The sequence below is a fragment of the uncultured Pseudokineococcus sp. genome (assembly GCF_947495735.1).
GTDB lineage: Bacteria > Actinomycetota > Actinomycetes > Actinomycetales > Quadrisphaeraceae > Pseudokineococcus.
In genome coordinates this window covers 464901-481566 of record NZ_CANMAA010000001.1, presented here as the reverse complement: position 1 = coordinate 481566, position 16666 = coordinate 464901, and the positions used below count along the sequence as shown (strand labels likewise).

At 75.6% G+C, this 16666-nt stretch carries 15 protein-coding genes; 8 read left to right on the top strand and 7 right to left on the bottom strand.

The annotated features are described in order from the left end of the window. Nucleotides 1–214: 214 nt before the first annotated feature. From Q0848_RS02035 to Q0848_RS02005, 7 genes are read left to right on the top strand one after another with little or no spacing between them, the layout of a single operon-like run. Entirely contained in the window at nucleotides 215–1885 is a 1671-nt protein-coding gene (locus Q0848_RS02035) for an ABC transporter substrate-binding protein (protein WP_299034073.1), read from the top strand. Then, nucleotides 1885–2832, top strand: a complete 948-nt coding sequence (locus tag Q0848_RS02030; RefSeq protein WP_299034070.1) for an ABC transporter permease — start codon at nucleotides 1885–1887, stop codon at nucleotides 2830–2832. Before Q0848_RS02035 ends, Q0848_RS02030 begins: the two co-directional genes overlap by 1 nt. Next, nucleotides 2832–3764, top strand: coding sequence for an ABC transporter permease (locus Q0848_RS02025; RefSeq protein ID WP_299034067.1), 933 nt, complete (start codon nucleotides 2832–2834; stop codon nucleotides 3762–3764). The genes Q0848_RS02030 and Q0848_RS02025 overlap by 1 nt, the downstream gene beginning before the upstream one ends. After that, complete coding sequence (locus Q0848_RS02020; RefSeq protein ID WP_299034064.1) at nucleotides 3761–5608, top strand: gamma-glutamyltransferase family protein; 1848 nt, start codon at nucleotides 3761–3763, stop codon at nucleotides 5606–5608. Before Q0848_RS02025 ends, Q0848_RS02020 begins: the two co-directional genes overlap by 4 nt. Continuing rightward, entirely contained in the window at nucleotides 5605–7440 is a 1836-nt protein-coding gene (locus Q0848_RS02015; RefSeq protein ID WP_299034062.1) for an ABC transporter ATP-binding protein, read from the top strand. The genes Q0848_RS02020 and Q0848_RS02015 overlap by 4 nt, the downstream gene beginning before the upstream one ends. 55 nt (nucleotides 7441–7495) lie before the next feature. After that, nucleotides 7496–8179, top strand: a complete 684-nt coding sequence (locus tag Q0848_RS02010; RefSeq protein ID WP_299034059.1) for a DUF1345 domain-containing protein — start codon at nucleotides 7496–7498, stop codon at nucleotides 8177–8179. Nucleotides 8180–8187: 8 nt separating this feature from the next. Next, nucleotides 8188–8895: a DUF1345 domain-containing protein gene (locus Q0848_RS02005; protein WP_299034057.1), complete on the top strand. Its 708-nt coding sequence runs from the start codon at nucleotides 8188–8190 to the stop codon at nucleotides 8893–8895. A gap of 90 nt (nucleotides 8896–8985) precedes the next feature. Here Q0848_RS02005 and Q0848_RS02000 read toward each other — a convergent pair whose 3' ends face one another. The 7 genes from Q0848_RS02000 to Q0848_RS01970 all read right to left on the bottom strand — a co-directional run bounded on the left by Q0848_RS02000 (nucleotide 8986) and on the right by Q0848_RS01970 (nucleotide 15032). After that, complete coding sequence (locus tag Q0848_RS02000) at nucleotides 8986–9159, bottom strand: hypothetical protein (RefSeq protein WP_299034055.1); 174 nt, start codon at nucleotides 9157–9159, stop codon at nucleotides 8986–8988. A 126-nt stretch (nucleotides 9160–9285) separates the two neighbouring features. After that, nucleotides 9286–9471, bottom strand: coding sequence for a hypothetical protein (locus tag Q0848_RS01995; protein ID WP_299034053.1), 186 nt, complete (start codon nucleotides 9469–9471; stop codon nucleotides 9286–9288). Beyond that, entirely contained in the window at nucleotides 9471–9656 is a 186-nt protein-coding gene (locus Q0848_RS01990) for a hypothetical protein (RefSeq protein ID WP_299034052.1), read from the bottom strand. The genes Q0848_RS01995 and Q0848_RS01990 overlap by 1 nt, the downstream gene beginning before the upstream one ends. Before the next feature lie 51 nt (nucleotides 9657–9707). After that, on the bottom strand, nucleotides 9708–10445 hold the full coding sequence (locus Q0848_RS01985) for a hypothetical protein (protein WP_299034050.1): 738 nt from the start codon (nucleotides 10443–10445) through the stop codon (nucleotides 9708–9710). Continuing rightward, nucleotides 10442–12304: an alpha/beta fold hydrolase gene (locus Q0848_RS01980; protein WP_299034047.1), complete on the bottom strand. Its 1863-nt coding sequence runs from the start codon at nucleotides 12302–12304 to the stop codon at nucleotides 10442–10444. Before Q0848_RS01980 ends, Q0848_RS01985 begins: the two co-directional genes overlap by 4 nt. Continuing rightward, nucleotides 12301–14262, bottom strand: coding sequence for an ABC transporter ATP-binding protein (locus tag Q0848_RS01975; RefSeq protein ID WP_299034044.1), 1962 nt, complete (start codon nucleotides 14260–14262; stop codon nucleotides 12301–12303). Before Q0848_RS01975 ends, Q0848_RS01980 begins: the two co-directional genes overlap by 4 nt. Beyond that, on the bottom strand, nucleotides 14259–15032 hold the full coding sequence (locus Q0848_RS01970; protein WP_299034041.1) for a bifunctional 2-polyprenyl-6-hydroxyphenol methylase/3-demethylubiquinol 3-O-methyltransferase UbiG: 774 nt from the start codon (nucleotides 15030–15032) through the stop codon (nucleotides 14259–14261). The genes Q0848_RS01975 and Q0848_RS01970 overlap by 4 nt, the downstream gene beginning before the upstream one ends. A gap of 537 nt (nucleotides 15033–15569) precedes the next feature. Between Q0848_RS01970 and Q0848_RS01965 the strand changes: the two genes are divergently transcribed. Then, on the top strand, nucleotides 15570–16475 hold the full coding sequence (locus Q0848_RS01965; RefSeq protein WP_299034038.1) for a MerR family transcriptional regulator: 906 nt from the start codon (nucleotides 15570–15572) through the stop codon (nucleotides 16473–16475). The last annotated feature ends 191 nt before the right edge of the window (nucleotides 16476–16666 follow it).

Genomic DNA, 16666 nt, shown 5'->3' with positions numbered 1-16666 from the left:
GGCGCTCAGACCCCCCACCCCCCCTGCGCCGCGGCGGCCGCCGCGAGCGCCCGCTGGCCGTCCTCCGGGGGCACCCGGGCCGGTCGAGGCCGGCGTGACCACTTCGGCGCGGACCGTTCCCTCCGGGCGCCCGGGTCCGTACGGTCTGCCCCAGCCGGGGGGCTCGGCACCGGTCCCCCGGTGCCGCAGGACGTCAGCGCACGAGGAGGCTCCCGTGGCAGCAGCTCGCAGACGAGAGGGCGGTCCGCCGCGCCGCCTCCCGCGGTGGTCGGCGGTCCCGGGGGCGGCCGCGCTCCTGCTCGGGCTCACCTCCTGCTACGCCGTCCAGGACACCAGGTCGGCGGTGGAGCGCGCGGACGTCGTGGGGACGCCGGTCGGCGACGCGCCCGTCCGCGAGGGCGGCGACCTCGTGATGGGGCTGTCGGCCGAGCCCGACGTGCTCGACCCGACGACGTCGTCGTCGCTCTACACGCGCTACGTCATGGCCTCGATGTGCGAGAAGCTCTACGACATCGACGCCGACGGCGAGCTGGTCCCGCAGCTCGCCACGGCGCTGCCCGAGGTGTCCGAGGACGGGCTCGAGGTCGTCGTCCCCGTCCGCGAGGACGCCGTCTTCGCGGACGGCACGCCGTTCGACGCCGACGCCGTGGCCACGACGCTGCAGCGCCACCTCGACCTGCCCGACTCCTCGCGGCGCAGCGAGCTGGGGCCGGTCGCCGACATCACGGCCGTGGACCCGACGCACGTCCGCCTCACCTACGAGACGCCCTTCGCCCCGATCACGGCCGCCCTGGCCGACCGCGCCGGCATGGTGATGTCGCCGACGGCGCTCGAGGAGCTCGGCGAGGACTTCGGCAGCTCACCGGTGTGCGTGGGCCCCTTCCGCTTCGTCGAGCGGGTCCCCCAGACCGAGATCGTCGTCGAGCGTGACCCGGAGTACTACGCGGCCGAGGAGGTGCACCTCGACTCGATCACCTACCGGATCATGACGGACGCCGCCATCCGCGCCGCCAACCTCCGCTCGGGCGACGTCCAGGTCGTCGACACCGTCTCCACCCAGGACGCCGAGGCGCTCTCCCGCGAGTCCGGGGTCGAGCTGCTGCAGACCGGGTCGCTGGGCTACCAGGCCGTCACCTTCAACGTGGGGAACGTGGACGGCGCGGGTGAGCCCCCCGGCGAGGTCGACACCCCCGAGGCGCAGGACCCGCGGGTCCGCCTCGCGTTCTCCCACGCCGTGGACCGGGAGACGCTCGTCGGGTCCGTCTTCAACGGCTGGTTCGACCCGGCGTGCTCGCCGATCAGCCCCGACAGCCCCTTCAGCACGCCCGCGAGCGAGACCTGCCCCGAGCACGACCCGCAGCGCTCGCTGGAGCTGCTGCGCGAGGCCGGCGTGGAGCCGCCGCTGGAGATCGAGATGGAGATCACCAACACCCCCGACTCCCTGCGCCTGGGCCAGGCCCTGCAGGCGTCGGTCGCCGAGGGCGGCTTCGCCCTCGACATCTCCCCCGTCGAGTACTCGACGCTGCTCGACGTCCAGAGCCGCGGCGACTTCCGGATGCTCCAGCTCGGCTGGTCCGGACGCGTCGACCCCGCGGCCAACACCCAGAACTTCCTGTCCACCGGGGCGGGCAACAACTACTCGGGGTACTCCGACGCCGAGATGGACGCCCTCCTCGTCGACGCGGCCTCGGGCACCGACATGGCGGCGCGGGCCGCGACCTACGGCGAGGTCGTGACGAAGGTCCAGGAGGACAACCCGATCGTGTACCTCTACCGCCAGCGCAACCTCACGGCGCACACCGACGAGCTCGCCGGCGTGCAGACCTTCGCCGACGGCGTCGTGCGCCTGTCCCGCGCGGCCTTCGTCGACCCCGGGGAGGGCTGATGGGGCGCTACCTCTTCCACCGCACCTGGCAGTCGCTCGTGACGCTCGTGCTCGCGTCGGTCGTCGTGTTCCTCGGCGTCCGCGCGCTGCCCGGCGACCCGGCCCTCGCGCTCGCCGGGGAGGAGGCGACCCCCGAGCAGCTCGCCGCGGTGCGGGCCGACCTGGGCCTCGACCAGTCGCTGCCGGTCCAGTACGGGCGCTACGTCGGGAACCTCCTCCGGGGAGACCTCGGGGAGTCGGTGCGCACCGGCCAGCCGGTGGCCGACCTCGTGGCGACGACCCTGCCCGTGACCGCGTGGCTGTCGCTGTACGCGATGGTCGTCGCCGTCGTCCTCGGCGTGGGCGCCGGCGTGGTGGCCGCCGTCCGGCGCGGGCGCTGGCAGGAGTGGGCCGTCTCCTCGACGTCGGTGCTGCTGCTGTCGGTGCCGAGCTTCTGGATCGGCATCCTCGCCGTGCTCGTGCTCGCGGTCTGGCTCGGGCTCTTCCCCGCCTCCGGCTACGTCTCCCCCCTGGAGGACCCCCTGCGCGCGCTCTGGCACCTGACCATGCCGGCCTTCGTCCTCGGGACCGCGATCTCCGCCGTCGTCATGCGCCAGACGCGCGCCTCGATGCTCGAGACCCTGTCGGCCGACTACGTCCGCACGGCCCGCGCCAAGGGCCTGTCGCCGCGGCGGGTGCTGGGGCGCTACGCGCTGCGCAACAGCCTGGTCGTCGTGGTCACCGTCATCGGGCTCCAGCTGGGCGGCCTGATCTCCGGGGCCGTGGTCACGGAGCGCATCTTCGGGCTCCCCGGCCTCGGGCGGCTCACGCTGGACGCCGTCTTCACGCGGGACTACGCGGTGATCCAGGCGGTGGTCGTGCTCGTGACGGCGTTCTACGTCGTCATCAACCTGGCGGTCGACGCGCTCTACTCCCTGCTCGACCCCCGCGTGCGGGTGGAGGCCTGATGGCCGCCGAGGCGACCGCCGCCGTCCCCGCCGGCAGCGGGTACTCCGGTGACGGCCTGGGCGGCGGCCGGGGTCGGGTCCTGCGCCGGCTGGTCCACGACCCCAAGGGCGTCGTGGGGCTCGTGCTGCTGGCGGTCGTGGTGCTCGCGGCGCTCCTCGCGCCGCTGCTGGCCCCGTACTCGCCCACGCAGGTGCACTTCGAGACGCCGTTCCAGCGCCCGCTCACCGTCGGCTTCCTGCTGGGCACCGACGACCTGGGCCGGGACGTGCTCTCGCGCATCCTCTTCGGCCTGCGCGCCTCCCTGCAGGTGGGCGCCCTGGCCGTCGGGCTCGCCGTCCTCGTGGGGGTGCCGCTCGGCCTGGTGGCGGGCTGGTGGCGGGGCGTGGACGCCGTCGTGTCGCGGCTCACCGACCTGCTGCTGGCCTTCCCGTTCCTCATCATCGCCGTGGGCCTGGCCGCCATCGGCGGCGCGAGCCTGGGGAACGCGGCGATCGCGCTCGGCGTCGCCGCGATCCCGACGATGGTGCGCGTGGTCCGCGCCGAGACGCTGCGCACGCGCGGGAAGCCCTTCGTCGACGCCGCGCGGGCCATGGACGCCTCCGGCCCGCGCATCCTCGTGCAGCACGTCCTGCCCAACGCCGCGTCGGCGATCATCGTGCAGGCCACGATCATCATGCCGACGGCGGTGATCGGCGAGGCCCTGCTGTCCTTCCTGGGGCTGGGCATCCAGCCCCCGACGCCGAGCCTCGGGATCATGCTCTCCGACGCCCAGCAGTACCTCCTGCGCTCGCCCTCCGCCGCCGTCCTGCCGGGTCTGGCCATCGCCGTGATCTGCCTGGGCTTCAACCTCTTCGGCGACGCCCTGCGCGACGCCCTCGACCCGATGACCGTGACCGCCCGGCGCCGCAGCCGGGGGAAGGCAGCCCGATGACGCCACCGCTCTTCACGACGCCCCCCTCCGCCGACGTCCAGCCCACGCGGCCGACCCTGCAGGGCACCTTCGGCATGGCCGCGACGACGCACTGGATCGCCTCCGGGACCGCCATGTCCGTCCTCGAGCGCGGGGGCACGGCGGTCGACGCGGCCTGCGCCGCGGCGTTCGTGCTGCACGTCGTCGAGCCGCACCTCAACGGACCCGGCGGCGACGTCACCGGGCTGGTGGCGACCGCCGACGGCGCGCCGCCGCGGGTGCTGATGGGCCAGGGCCCGGCGCCGGCCGGGGCGACGCCCGAGCACTTCCGCGCCGAGGGGCTCGACCTGGTGCCGGGCGCGGGGTCGCTCGCGGCCGCGGTCCCCGGCGCGGTCGACGCCTGGCTGGTGCTGCTGCGCGACCTCGGCACGTGGGAGCTGGCCGACGTGCTCGGCTACGCGACCGGCTACGCCCGGCACGGCCACCCGGTGCTCGCCCGCGTCGGGACGACGATCACTGGTGTCGCGCAGCTGTTCGCCGAGCACTGGCCCACCTCGGCGGCGCTGTGGATGCCGTCGGGCGCCGCGCCGACCGCGGGGACGAGCATCGCCAACCCCGCCTACGCCGACGTGCTCGACCGGCTGGTGGACGCCGGCGCGGGCCGGCCGAGCCGCGAGGCCCGCATCGAGGCCGCGCGCTCGGCCTGGGGCGAGGGCTTCGTCGCCGAGGCGGTCGACGCCTTCGTGCGCGCGCCCCACCGCCACGCGAGCGGCACCGACCACGCCGGGGTGCTGCGCGGGCAGGACATGGCCTCCTTCTCCGCCGGCTTCGAGGACGCCGTCACCCTCGACGTCTTCGGCGCCACCGTCGCCAAGACGGGCGCCTGGGGCCAGGGCCCGGTGCTCCTGCAGGCCCTGGCGCTGCTCGAGGGCTTCGACGCCGAAGACCTCGACCCCTCGACGCCGGACGGGGCGCACGTCGTCCTCGAGGCGCTCAAGCTCGCGCTGGCCGACCGGGACGCCTGGTACGGCGACCCCGGCCCCGACGAGGAGCAGGTCCCGCTGGGGACCCTGCTGTCCCCCGCGTACACGGCCGAGCGGCGCGCGCTCATCGGCTCCGGCGCCAGCCGGGAGGTGCGCCCCGGGTCCCCGGACGGGCGCACGCCCTTCCTCCCGCCGCTGCGCGAGACCTACGACGTCGCCGCCGCCGGTGCCGCGGCCGGCGAGCCGACCGTCCGCTCCTCCGGCGCGCCGGTGCCGCGCGCCTCCGGCGCGACCCGCGGGGACACCTGCCACCTCGACGTCGTCGACCGCTGGGGCACCGTCGTCTCGGCGACGCCGTCCGGCGGGTGGCTGCAGTCCTCGCCGACCATTCCCGAGCTGGGCTTCTGCCTCGGCACCCGCCTGCAGATGACGTGGCTCGAGCCCGGGGCGCCGTCCTCGCTGCGCCCGGGCCGCCGGCCGCGGACGACGCTGACGCCGACGCTCGTGCTGCGCGACGGCTCCTGCGTCGCGGGGCTGGGCTCCCCCGGCGGCGACCAGCAGGACCAGTGGCAGCTGCTGTACCTGCTGCGCACGCTCGTCGGCGGGTACACCCCGCAGCAGGCCGTCGACGCGCCGGCGCTGCACACGACGTCCATGCCCGGCTCCTTCTGGCCGCGCACCTGGACGCCGGGCGGCGCCGTCGTCGAAGACCGCCTCGGCGAGGAGGTCATCGGCTCCTTGGAGAAGCGGGGGCACGTCGTCACCCGCGCCGGGGACTGGGCGCTCGGACGCCTGTCCGTCGTGACGCGCGACCCCGCGACCGGGCTGCTGCAGGGGGCCGCGAACCCCCGCGGCGACCAGGGCTACGCGGTGGGGCGATGAGCCACGTCGCGGGCGGGGCCGGCCCGGACGACCGGCCGGGCGGGCCGGTGGGCCACGCCCTGGGACGCGGCGTCGAGGGCGCGGGCGAGGCCTTCCGGGCCCTGCGCGCCCGGATCGCCGGCTCGTCGCCGGGCACGACCGACGGCGACGTCGAGCCGGCGCCCGAGAAGGTCTTCGGGCCGCCCCTGCTCGAGGTCCGCGGGCTGACGGTGACCTACCGCACGGGCGCGGACGAGGTGCCCGCGGTGCAGGACGTGGACCTGCTCGTGCGCGAGGGCGAGCGGGTGGCCGTCGTCGGCGAGTCCGGCTCGGGGAAGTCGACCACGGCCGCCGCGCTCATCGGCCTGCTGCCCGGCAGCGGACGGGTCGCGGCGGGGACGATCTCGTTCGCGGGCGAGGACGTCACGCACGCGTCCCCCGCCAGGCTGCAGCAGCTGCGCGGCCGGGAGGTGGGGCTCGTGCCGCAGGACCCGATGAGCAACCTCAACCCGGTGATGCGCGTGGGCGCGCAGGTCGAGGAGGTCCTGCGGGCGCACGGCCTGGCCTCCGGGCGGCGGGCGCGCGAGCGCGCGGTGGAGCTGCTGGGCCACGCGGGCATCCCCGACGCCGCCCGGCGCGCGCGGGCCTACCCCCACGAGTTCTCCGGGGGCATGCGCCAGCGCGTGCTCATCGCGATCGCGCTGGCCTGCGAGCCGCGGCTGCTCGTCGCCGACGAGCCCACCTCCGCGCTCGACGTCACGGTGCAGCGGCAGATCCTCGACCACCTCGAGCACCTGACCGAGTCGACGGGCACCTCGATGCTGCTCGTGACGCACGACCTCGGGCTGGCGGCCGACCGCGCGGACACCGTCGTCGTCATGTCGAAGGGGCGCGTCGTGGAGAGGGGGCCGGCGGCACAGCTGCTCACCGACCCCCAGCACGAGTACACCCGGCGCCTCGTCGCCGCGGCGCCGAGCGTCGGCGCGGCGCGCGCGACGGTGCGGGCGCAGGCGCGCGAGGCCCCGGTGGCCGGGCGCCGGCACGACCGCGGCGACGGGGTGCCGGTGCTCCGCGTCGAGGACGTCACCAAGACCTACCGGGTGCGCGGCCGGGGGAACGGCGACCTCACCGCCGTCGACGGCGTCTCGCTCGTGGTGCCGGCGGGGACGACCACCGCGGTCGTCGGCGAGTCCGGCTCGGGCAAGACCACGCTCGCGCGCATGGTCCTCGGCCTGGAGGAGCCGACGTCGGGGCGGCTGCTGGTCGGCGACGACGTCGTGGGCGAGGCCCGGGGCGCCCGTCGGCGGGCGGTCCGCCGGGCCATGCAGCCCGTCTTCCAGGACCCGTACGCCTCCCTCGACCCGACGATGAGCGTCGAGCGGCTGGTCGACGAGCCGCTGCGCGTCTTCGACGAGGGCGACCGCGCGTCGAGGAGGCGACGGGTGGGCGAGCTGCTGGACCAGGTCTCGCTGCCCCGCGACGCCGCGCAGCGCCGGCCCGCCGAGCTGTCGGGCGGCCAGCGCCAGCGCGTCGCCATCGCCCGCGCACTGGCGGTGGAGCCCCGCCTCGTGGTCCTCGACGAGGCGGTCTCGGCGCTCGACGTCCTCGTCCAGGACCAGGTGCTCGAGCTCCTGCACGAGCTGCAGCGCGAGCTCGGGGTCGCCTACCTGTTCATCACCCACGACCTGGCCGTGGTGCGCCAGGTGGCGCACGCGGTCGCGGTGATGCGCCGCGGCCGGCTCGTCGAGCACGGGACCACCGACGCGATCATGGGCGACCCGCAGGAGGACTACACGCGCGAGCTGCTCGCCGCCATCCCCGGCGCCGAGTTCTACGCCGCCCGGGCGGGCTGAGGCCCCCGCGGCCCCCGGTGCCCCCGGTGCCCCCGGCCCGCCCTAGCATGCCCGCGTGGTCGCAGCGCAGCGCGTCGCCTCGCGCCAGCCGCCGACGTGGTGGCACACCGACGTCGCCCGGTGGTACGCCGCCGCGGGGAGCGGGCTCGCGCTCGCGGTCGCCCTGCAGCCCCTGCGCGACGACGCGTCGGAGGTGCCGCTCGTCACCTACCGCTGGGTGCTCTGCTACGCCGTGACCATGCTGGTCTTCAGCGCGCTGACGGTGCGCGCCTTCAGCAGGCACCGCGAGGACAACGCGTCGAAGGACATCACCGGGCGGATGAGGACCCCCACGCGCCGCGACCTCGTCCCCGGCTCGCTGGCCGCGATGATCGCCCTCGCGGTGGCCCTCTGGTACGTGCCCTACGCGGGTGGGCTGCCCTCGCCGCTGGCGCAGCTGGTCAGCGGTGCGTGCGCGGTGCTCCTCGTCGTCGCCGCCTGGATCACCATGACGGTCAGCTTCGCGGTGGTGTACGCGCGTCGCGAGCAGCACGTCGGCGGGCTCGACGTGCCCGGACGACGCGGGTCCGGGTTCACCGACCACCTCTACCTGGCGGTCGCCGTCTCCGCCACGCTCGGCACCACGGACGTCGCGGTCCGCGACCGGGGCAGCCGCGGGGTCGTCCTCGTGCACAGCGTCCTGGCGTTCACCTTCAGCACGGTGGTCCTCGCCCTGCTCGTGACCTCGCTGGCCGTCTGACCCCCGCCGTGGTCGCAGGAGCGGCGGGGGCGCGGTGGTTCCCCCGACTGGTGGGCCGCGAGAGCGGGCGCTACTACCTCTCGATCCTGGTCTGGGCGCTCGTCTACGGCGGCGGTGGCCTCTCCTGGCTGCCGGAGCTGGCGGTCGACGAGGTGGCCGAGGGAGCGACCCGCGCCCTCGCCGGCTTCTCCGTCTTCCTCCTCGCCTACGTCGGCCTGACCGGTGCCGCGTTCTGGCGCTTCCCGGAGGAGTGCCTGCGCGCACGGCCCGCGCGGGGGGGCTGGGTCGTGCGGTGGGTGCTCGTCCCGAGGGCCGGGACGATCATGGCCGTCCTCGTCTGCCCCGTGGTGCTCGTGGCCACCGCCGTGTACCTGCCGGCGGCCCGCGCGCTGGGAGGCGCAGCGGACTCGGCCGCGGCGACAGCGGTGTCGGCCACGGCCGTCGTGCTCGCCTGGGTGACCCTCACGCTCACGTACGCCGCCGACTACGCGACCCGGACCCACCTCGAGGGCGGGCTGCACTTCCCGCAGGACGACGCCCCGCGCTTCGCCGACTTCGTGTACTTCGCCGGCGCCGTGTCCACGACGCTCGGCACGACGGACGTGGCGGTGGTCACCCCGCAGCTGCGCCGCGTCGTCACGGCCCACTCGCTCGTCGCCCTCGTCTTCAACACGGTCATCGTCGGCCTCCTCGTCGCGTCCCTGGCCCCCGCCTGACCTGGGCCGGGCGACCGGCCGCGGGTGCCGGACGTGCCACGGGTGCGGCACGACGACCGCCGGTCGCCGTGCCGCACCCGGACGTCGTGCTCAGCCGCCGCCGACCTGGGCGACGACGTCGACCGCACCGACGACCGTGCCGACGGTGACCGCCGGCGTCGACGTGACCGGTGCCGTGTCCAGCACCACGACGTGGCACGTCTTCTCCGACAGGTCGCCGCTGACCGCGGACGCACCGCGGACGCGGCGCTCGCGCGCTTCCATCCCGTCCTCCTCGCTGATGGGCCACCACGGGCAGCCGAGGCCCCCGTCCTCCTCACCGCGGCGAGTCCGACCGGGTGCGACCCGACGAGCATCCGTCGGGTCGCACCCGGACGGGCCGCAACGTCCTCAGTCGGCGTTCTTGCCGATCTCCGAGCCGGCGACGGCCGCGCTGACCATGGCCCCCGTGATGACGATGCCCGGCGTGGCGGTCACGGGGGTCACGTCTGGGAAGACCGTGACCGAGCCGGCGTCCACGCCGATCTCGGCCACCCGGGCGTCGAGCGAGACCCGCTCGACGCGCGTGCGGGCCATCAGCTGTCCCCCGCTTCCTCGGCGAAGTACCCGACCGCGGCGCTGCCCACCACGCCCACACCGGCGGCGATCGCGGGCGTGGCCATGACGGGTGCCGCCTCGAGGACGACGACGCGGACCGCGCCCGTCGTCATGTCACCGCAGATCTCGCCCGCGCCTGCGACGCGTCGGGGTAGTGCGTCCATGTGCTCTCTCCTCCTGTGGTGGGTGCTGCTCGTGGTGGGCCCTGGCGCCCCTCACGCGGTGACGACCCGGGACGGCCGGGCGCCACCGGCGCGCCGCTCGTCCGTGGCCGAGCTGGTGGTCCCCGCCGCGGCGGACCGCGGTCGGGACGTCGTGCGCGGTACCGGCCCGGCGGGCGACGACGCCCGCTCGGCGACGCGGGTCCTCGCTGCCGCGGAGCCCGGGGCGGTGGCGGCGATCTCCTCGAACCGGGAGACCAGCAGGTACTCGGGGTCGGGCTCCTCGTCGTGCCCGGCGTCGCGGACCACGAGGAACTGGAGCCCCACGACCGGCGCCCCGCCGGGTTGCAGCGCCTCGCGCGCCCGCACCTCGCGGGCGACGAAACGTCGGAGCAGCTGGTAGGCGATCGTGCCCGGGAGGTCCTCGGCGCTCATCTGCTGGACGTGCGTGAGCAACTCGTTGCACAGGTCGATGAGGGCCTTGTCGCGACGGCGCTCGGGGAACCAGAAGGCGTTCTGCCACGTCCTCGGGGCGATGTCGTGGGTGTCCTCCCACGTGGTCTGCGTGCCGTCCTCCCGGAGGCACCGGTGCAGCAGCCGGAAGTCGTGCATCGCGGGCTCCGGCGCGAAGAACCGCCAGTTCGGGAGCAGGGCGCTCGTGAGGACGCCACCGCGGAACCGGTCGAAGGCCCGGTTCGGGTGCTGGCTGACGACGGTGACGGCGCACCACCCGGCCACGGCCACCGGGACCACGACCTCGGCGCCCCGGCCGAGGACCGACGCAGCGCTCATGCCGGCACCTCCTGGAGGCACGCCCGCACGTGCCCCGCCACCGACGCCCGGAGGACCTCCGCGACCTGACGCGCGGCAGTGCGGTCGCTGAGGATGCTGTCGTGGTCGCAGCCGGGCACGACGTGGAAGCCGCCGGCCGGCGCGGCAGCGAGGATGCGCCGGTAGAGGTCCTCCTGCACGCCGTCGGTCGCGACCGTCCTCGCCGCGCTGACCACCTGCACCGGTGCGGTCAGCGGGGGCAGGCCAGGGGAGACCTCGAACTCGACCCGGGTCGCCGCCCACTCGCGGCGCCCGGCCCGCCACAGACGGCTGGTGCGGTACTGGGCCACGGCCCGGCGCCGCGCGGCCGCCGGGAGCCGGTTAAGGAAGTCCGGTGGTCGCAGGAGTGCGCCCCATCCCAGGTCCAGGGAGTGCGCCATGACCGGGAGCACCTCGTCGAGGTGTCGCGCGCCACGGGCCTGCTTCTCGGACAGCACCAGCTCGTCGGGGTGGCTGGTGTCCACCAGACCCAGTCCGACGACGTCGGCGGCCACGCCCCGGGACGCCAGCATCATCAGGTAGCCACCGAGGGAATGGCCCACCAGGACGACGCGTCGGCCCCGGGCGACGTGCTCGACCAGCTGGCGCGACTCGTCGGCGATGCCCGCCAGCGAGCGGACGGTGCCGCAGCGCCAGGACGAGGCCCCGTAACCGGCCCGGTCGTAGGTGACGACGGCGTGGTCGCGCCGCAGGTCGTCGACCACCCAGGACCAGTGCTCCGTGGTCGACGCCATGCCGTTCTCGAGGATGAAGACGACCTCCGTCCCCGTCGGCCCCTGCTCCACGTACCGGAGCTCGTTGCCGCTGCGGGTGGTGAACCGCTGCTCGCCGGGACGCGGACGGTCCAGCAGCCGCTCGTCCGCGAGGCGGACCGCCAGGCCGCGCGCGGCGACAGCGGCCACCGCCACCGCCGCGGCGACCGGGACGGCGTCGTCGCGGCGGGGGTCGACCGGCGAACCGGTGCCCGACCGGCGCCGGGCGGTGTAGAGGACCGCCGGGTGCATGGACAGGAACGAGGGGACGAAGCGCCCGAGCCCCATGATGCGCGCGACGGTCAGGTGGAAGCACGCGGCGGACGCCACGTAGGGGCGGGCGAGGCGCCCGCCGGCCACGTACGCCAGGGGGAAGGTGCACTCCAGGGCGAGCATGCCGGCGCCCAGGACGCGCGCGACGGCGGGGTACGACCGCGCCAGCCGCCAGACGTCCGGGTTGCCGTAGGTCGCCGTGCGCATGACCCCCGGCAGGGCTTCGCCGCTGCGCCACGACGCGCCCGCCAGCTTCACCCAGCCCGACGCCGCGTAGGAGAGGGTCGCCTGCAGGGCCACGCCCCACAGGGCCGCGTCGACGACCCTGGTGCGAGCCCCTGCCGCGCGCGCGGTCGCGGCTGCCACCTGCACCAGGACGCTCACCTGGTCGGACCCGTCGGTGCCGTAGCGCAGACGGGGGTGGAGCAGGACCGCTGCGCCGGCGGCGACCGCGTCCGCGCCGCACCGCAGCCTCGGGTCGCGGACGGGGCTCAGCAGCACGAGCGCGGAGGCGGCCCGGGCGGCGCTGAGCAGCGTGGTGACCCGGTCGTCCGCGACGACGCGCATCACCCTTGCCAGCAGCGGTGACCGCTGCTCGAGCCCGAGGCCGGACAGCGACCAGTCGTTGAGCCCGGACGCCTGGCGCAGACCGGGCCGGGCGAGGTGCTCGCTGCTGATGAGCAGATGGGTGACGGCGGAGATGCGCTCGGTCGCGGCGAGGGCGCCGCCGCGGGTCGCGCCCGGGGGTGCCGTCGCCGCACGCACCAGGGACGACAGCGCTCGGACAGGGATCACGGGGCCTCCACGGACGAGGGGACGGATGTGGCGGTGGCGGTGGAACCCGGTGGTGCGGGCGGGGGCGGCCCCAGGAGCGAGGGCCCCGCGCTCGCCGGGAGCGTCTGCTCCTGCACGAGCCGCCGGTAGACCTCGTCGCGCTCCACGAGCTCCTGGTGGCGGCCGACCGCTCGCTGCCGGCCGGCCTCCAGCACGACGATCTGCTCGGCGTCGACCACCGTCGAGAGGCGGTGCGCGACCACGACGACCGACATGTGCCGGGCGAGGTCGGCCACGACGTCGCGCATCACCGCCTCCGTGCGGGCGTCCAGCTGCGACGTCGCCTCGTCGAGGAGGAGGAGCCTCGGCTCGCGCAGGATGGCGCGGGCGATGGCGATGCGCTGCCGCTCCCCGCCGGACAGCGAGGCCCCGCGGTGGCCGAGCTCGGCGTCCAGCGCGCCCGGAGCGGCGAACCGCTCGTGGAGGCGGACGGTGACGAGGACGGCCCGCAGCCGCTCGTCGTCGACGTCCTCGAGGCCGTACTCGAGGTTGTCGCGCAGCGACCCGGCGAGGACGGGCGTCTCCTGCTCGACGTAGGCGGTGTGCTGGCGCAGCTCCGTGAGGTCCCACTCGACGAGGTCCCTGCCCCCGACGACGACCTGCCCGGCCTCGACCGGGAAGAACCCCTTGAGCAGCCGGAGGATGCTCGACTTCCCCGAGCCGGAGGGTCCGACGACGCCCGTCGTGCCGCGCTCGGGGATGGTGACCGACAGGTCTCGCAGCGCTGGCTCCTCGGCGTCCGGGTAGCGGAAGGTCACGTCGTGCAGCTCCGCCGCGGGACTCCAGGAGATGGGGCCGAGGGCCGCGAGCGAGCCCGGCGCGCGCTCGGCGACGGGGAGCTCGGCGACGGCGCCGCCGTCGGCCGGGCGGAAGTCCTCGACGTCCATCTCCCGCTCCATGCTCTCGACCTCGGCGACGCGCTCGAGCGCAGCGCGCCCCGTCTGGAAGGACGAGACCGCCGCGGTCAGCTGCACGACCGGTGCGGACAGCTGCATGGCGTACAGCAGGAAGGCGATGAGGACGGGGACGGTCATGGCCCCCGACTGGACGCGGAGCGCGCCGACGCCCAGCACCACGAGGAAGGCCGCCTGGACGGACAGTGCCGAGGTCATGGCGGCGAGCGCCGTCCACAGCGACGACCGCACGCCGGCGTCGCGGGCGCGCCGGCTGGTCGCCCGGAAGCGCTCGTCCTCCTCGTCCTCGGCTGCGGACGCCTTCAGCGTCGTGAAGGCCCCGAGCACGCGCTCGAGCTCGCTGCCCATCCGCCCGACGGCCTCCTGCGTCTCGCGCGCCGCTCGTCGCACGCGCGGCATGATCACGCCCAGCAGCCCGGCGGGGACGAGCACGACGGCGACCGTCACGGCGAGGAGCACGACGTCGAGCGTCAGCATGAGCACGACGGCGCCGACCAGGGCCACCGACCCCGTGACGAACTGCACCATCGAGGACACGCAGACCTGGCGTATGAGCGCCGTGTCCGACGTCACGCGCGACATGAGATCCCCTGGTGACTGACCGCGCATGCCGCCCAGGGACAGGTCGAAGATCTGGGACACGAGACGCCGGCGCGAGCCGAGGACCACGTCTTCGGCACCGCGCAGGACCAGGTAGTTCCCGAAGCCCTGCGTCACGGCGGACAGCAGCACCACCGCGACGAGGAGGAGCACGGGCCCTCTCAGCTCCCCCCCGGCCGTGAGCCCGTCGAGGATCGCCTGGGCCGCCAGCGGCTGCACCAGGGCCACGAGCGTCGAGACGACCAGCAGCAGGAGCCCGGCGAGCAGGACCGCCCGCACCGGCCGCACGTGCACCAGCAGCTGTCGCAGCGCCTGCAGACCTGTGCGCGGTGCCGTCCCGTCGCGGGCGCGCCGCAGCGCGCGCCTGCTCGTCCTCGAGCGCTCGCCCGCCGACGTGGTCCTCATCGGATGTCCTCTCCCACTCGGAAGGTGCTGACGTAGGTGGCGCTCGTCGGCTCGACCGGCCCGCCGCGGAAGTCCCCCGACCGGGCTACGGGCACCAGGCCCACCTCGAGGGCGAGGGCCTCCAGGTCATCAGGGGTCGTGAGCCGGCTGAACTCCTCGGCCGAGAGACGCTCCGATCCATCGCTCCAGGAGCTCGTGACCTGCCAGAGGCCATCGGGCGAGGGGGCTCGGCTGTGCATGACCATGCCCTCGACCAGCCCGCTCACCGGCACGGGGACGTCGACCGACTCGCGGTCGGCGTGGAGCGCGGCGACGTACGCGGGGTTGTGCGTCTCCACGACGACGTGGGCCCCGGGACGCGTCGACGCCACGGCTCGCCCGAGGGTGCGCAGTTGCTCGGCCGCCGTCGCGAGCATGGAGATCGTGGCGCACACGCAGTACGTGAGGTCGGCCCGGACCTCCGCGGTCCACGAGCGCATGTCCGCGAGCACCAGCTGGACGGGGAGCTGGTCCAGCTCAGCGGCCTCTCGGGCCAGCCCCAGGAGCTCCCGAGAGGTGTCGACGCCGATGACCCGGGCGCCCCGACGAGCGAGCGGGAGCGCGATCCGGCCGGTGCCGACGCCGAGTTCGACGACCGTCGGGCGACCGCCGCCGGCGAGCCGGAAGAGCATGTCCGCGGTCTCCTCGGCAGCCGCGTCCCGCTGGAAGATCAGGTCGTAGACGCCGGCGTACTGGGCGCCGTACCGCGTGGACTGGTCCTGGACCACCACGTGCGCTCCTCTTCTGCTCCTGCGACCCGTGGCGCGGACCCCTCGCCGACGCCACCGCCCGGCCCGTCACCCCGCACCTGGCTGGTGCCCGGGTCCGGCTCACGCAACAGCAGCCGCGAGTCGGTGACCAGAGCCCGGGCGCGATGCCACGAGAGCCGGCGGTTGCGGCACTGGCGTGCCAGCGGTCGGTGTCACCGTCGGGCCCGGGGCCGCCGGTGTGCCACCGAGCGGAGCCGCCGCTCGGCCACCGCCGTGTCGCACCGCCCCCCCCCGGCACGGCGGACCGCGCCACCGTTCCTCCATCTCGTGATCTCTTGATCGTTTGGTCCCCTTCTGAGTACGTTGCGGACAGGAAGCCGGGGGTGCGGCTGACGAACACGGCCGGTCGGGCTGCGACCGGCGGCGGGGGGACGCGTGAGCGTGTCGACAGGCGCTGGCGGGGCTGGTCGCGAGCGAGGGACCGGACCACCGTCGTCCGGGGGTCGCCGGTCCCCGGCCCGCGCCGCCCGCCCGGACGCCCCGACCCGGCTGCCACCAGTGCTGGACGCGGTCGTCGACGGCCCGCTGGACCCCGACGGCTGCGACGGCTACACGGTCGCCGAGGTCGCAGCGCTGGTCGGCATGTCGGTGCGCAACGTGCGCGCCTACCAGGCGCGCGGCCTCCTGTCCCCGCCGAGCCGACACAACCGGTGCGCCCGGTACAGCGCCGCGCACGTCGAGCGGATCCGGGCCATCCAGCTCATGCAGCGGCGCGGGTTCAACCTCGCGGCCATCCAGGTGACGCTGGGGGACCCGGCGGCCGACGTCGTTGCGGAGGACGCCTCCCCCGAGCAGCGGCTCCTCGAGCGCCTCGACGTGACCAGCCCGGCGGCCGTCGACGTGCTGCAGCGCATCGGCGTCTTGCGGGCCGGCGTCGACGGCTGCTGGGAGGTCCTCGAACCCGAGGCCCTGCGCGCCGTCTCCCGCCTCGTCGAGCTGGGCGCGGACCAGACGACGGCGACCGCCGTCCTGTGCCGGCTGCTGGAGGGGCTCTCCCCGCTGGCCAAGGAGGTGCTGGGGTGGATCGACACCCACGTGCCGGCGGGAGGTGACCGACGCAGCGGGGTCCAGGAGGTCGTCGCCACCACCATGGTCCTGGCGATCCGGCGCCACGCGTCCGACGAGGCCCTCCTCGCCGGGGTGGCGCCCCTGCCGTGGGTCGTCGCCGGTGGGGCCGTGGTGGCGCCCGCTCAGCGGGCAGCGGTCGCCGCGCTCCCCGAGGTCCGCGGTCCGGGCCTGGGGCACCTCCCGGCCGGAGGGCGGCGGGCACCGCACGAGCCCCTCGCCGGCGGCGACGCCGTGGACGGGCTGACGGCTGCTCCGCGGCGCCGGGCGGGCCCGCGCCCGCCGTCCTCCGCGGGCGTCCGGGGCGCCGCGGCCGGGCCGGTGTCCGGACCCCGGTAGCTGCACCGCCCGGGGACGTCGGTCACGTGAGCGCGACCTGGGCGTGCGAGCGCGTCGTGCCCACCGGGCGAGCACCTCTGAGCGCCCCGGGCCACCGCGACCGCGCCGCCACCCCCGACGAGGTCCGGACCGAGCACCACGGGGCCCGGACGGGCACCGCTCTCCTGCAGTCCGTCACTGACGACCACGTC

Excerpts from the sequence above, each read along its gene's own strand:
- Q0848_RS02030 (WP_299034070.1), top strand. The coding sequence starts at position 1,885 with ATGGGGCGCTACCTCTTCCACCGCACCTGGCAGTCGCTCGTGACGCTC.
- Q0848_RS02025 (WP_299034067.1), top strand. The coding sequence starts at position 2,832 with ATGGCCGCCGAGGCGACCGCCGCCGTCCCCGCCGGCAGCGGGTACTCC.
- Q0848_RS02020 (WP_299034064.1), top strand. The coding sequence starts at position 3,761 with ATGACGCCACCGCTCTTCACGACGCCCCCCTCCGCCGACGTCCAGCCC.
- Q0848_RS02015 (WP_299034062.1), top strand. The coding sequence starts at position 5,605 with ATGAGCCACGTCGCGGGCGGGGCCGGCCCGGACGACCGGCCGGGCGGG.
- Q0848_RS02000 (WP_299034055.1), bottom strand. The coding sequence starts at position 9,159 with ATGGAAGCGCGCGAGCGCCGCGTCCGCGGTGCGTCCGCGGTCAGCGGC.
- Q0848_RS01995 (WP_299034053.1), bottom strand. The coding sequence starts at position 9,471 with ATGGCCCGCACGCGCGTCGAGCGGGTCTCGCTCGACGCCCGGGTGGCC.
- Q0848_RS01990 (WP_299034052.1), bottom strand. The coding sequence starts at position 9,656 with ATGGACGCACTACCCCGACGCGTCGCAGGCGCGGGCGAGATCTGCGGT.
- Q0848_RS01985 (WP_299034050.1), bottom strand. The coding sequence starts at position 10,445 with ATGAGCGCTGCGTCGGTCCTCGGCCGGGGCGCCGAGGTCGTGGTCCCG.
- Q0848_RS01975 (WP_299034044.1), bottom strand. The coding sequence starts at position 14,262 with ATGAGGACCACGTCGGCGGGCGAGCGCTCGAGGACGAGCAGGCGCGCG.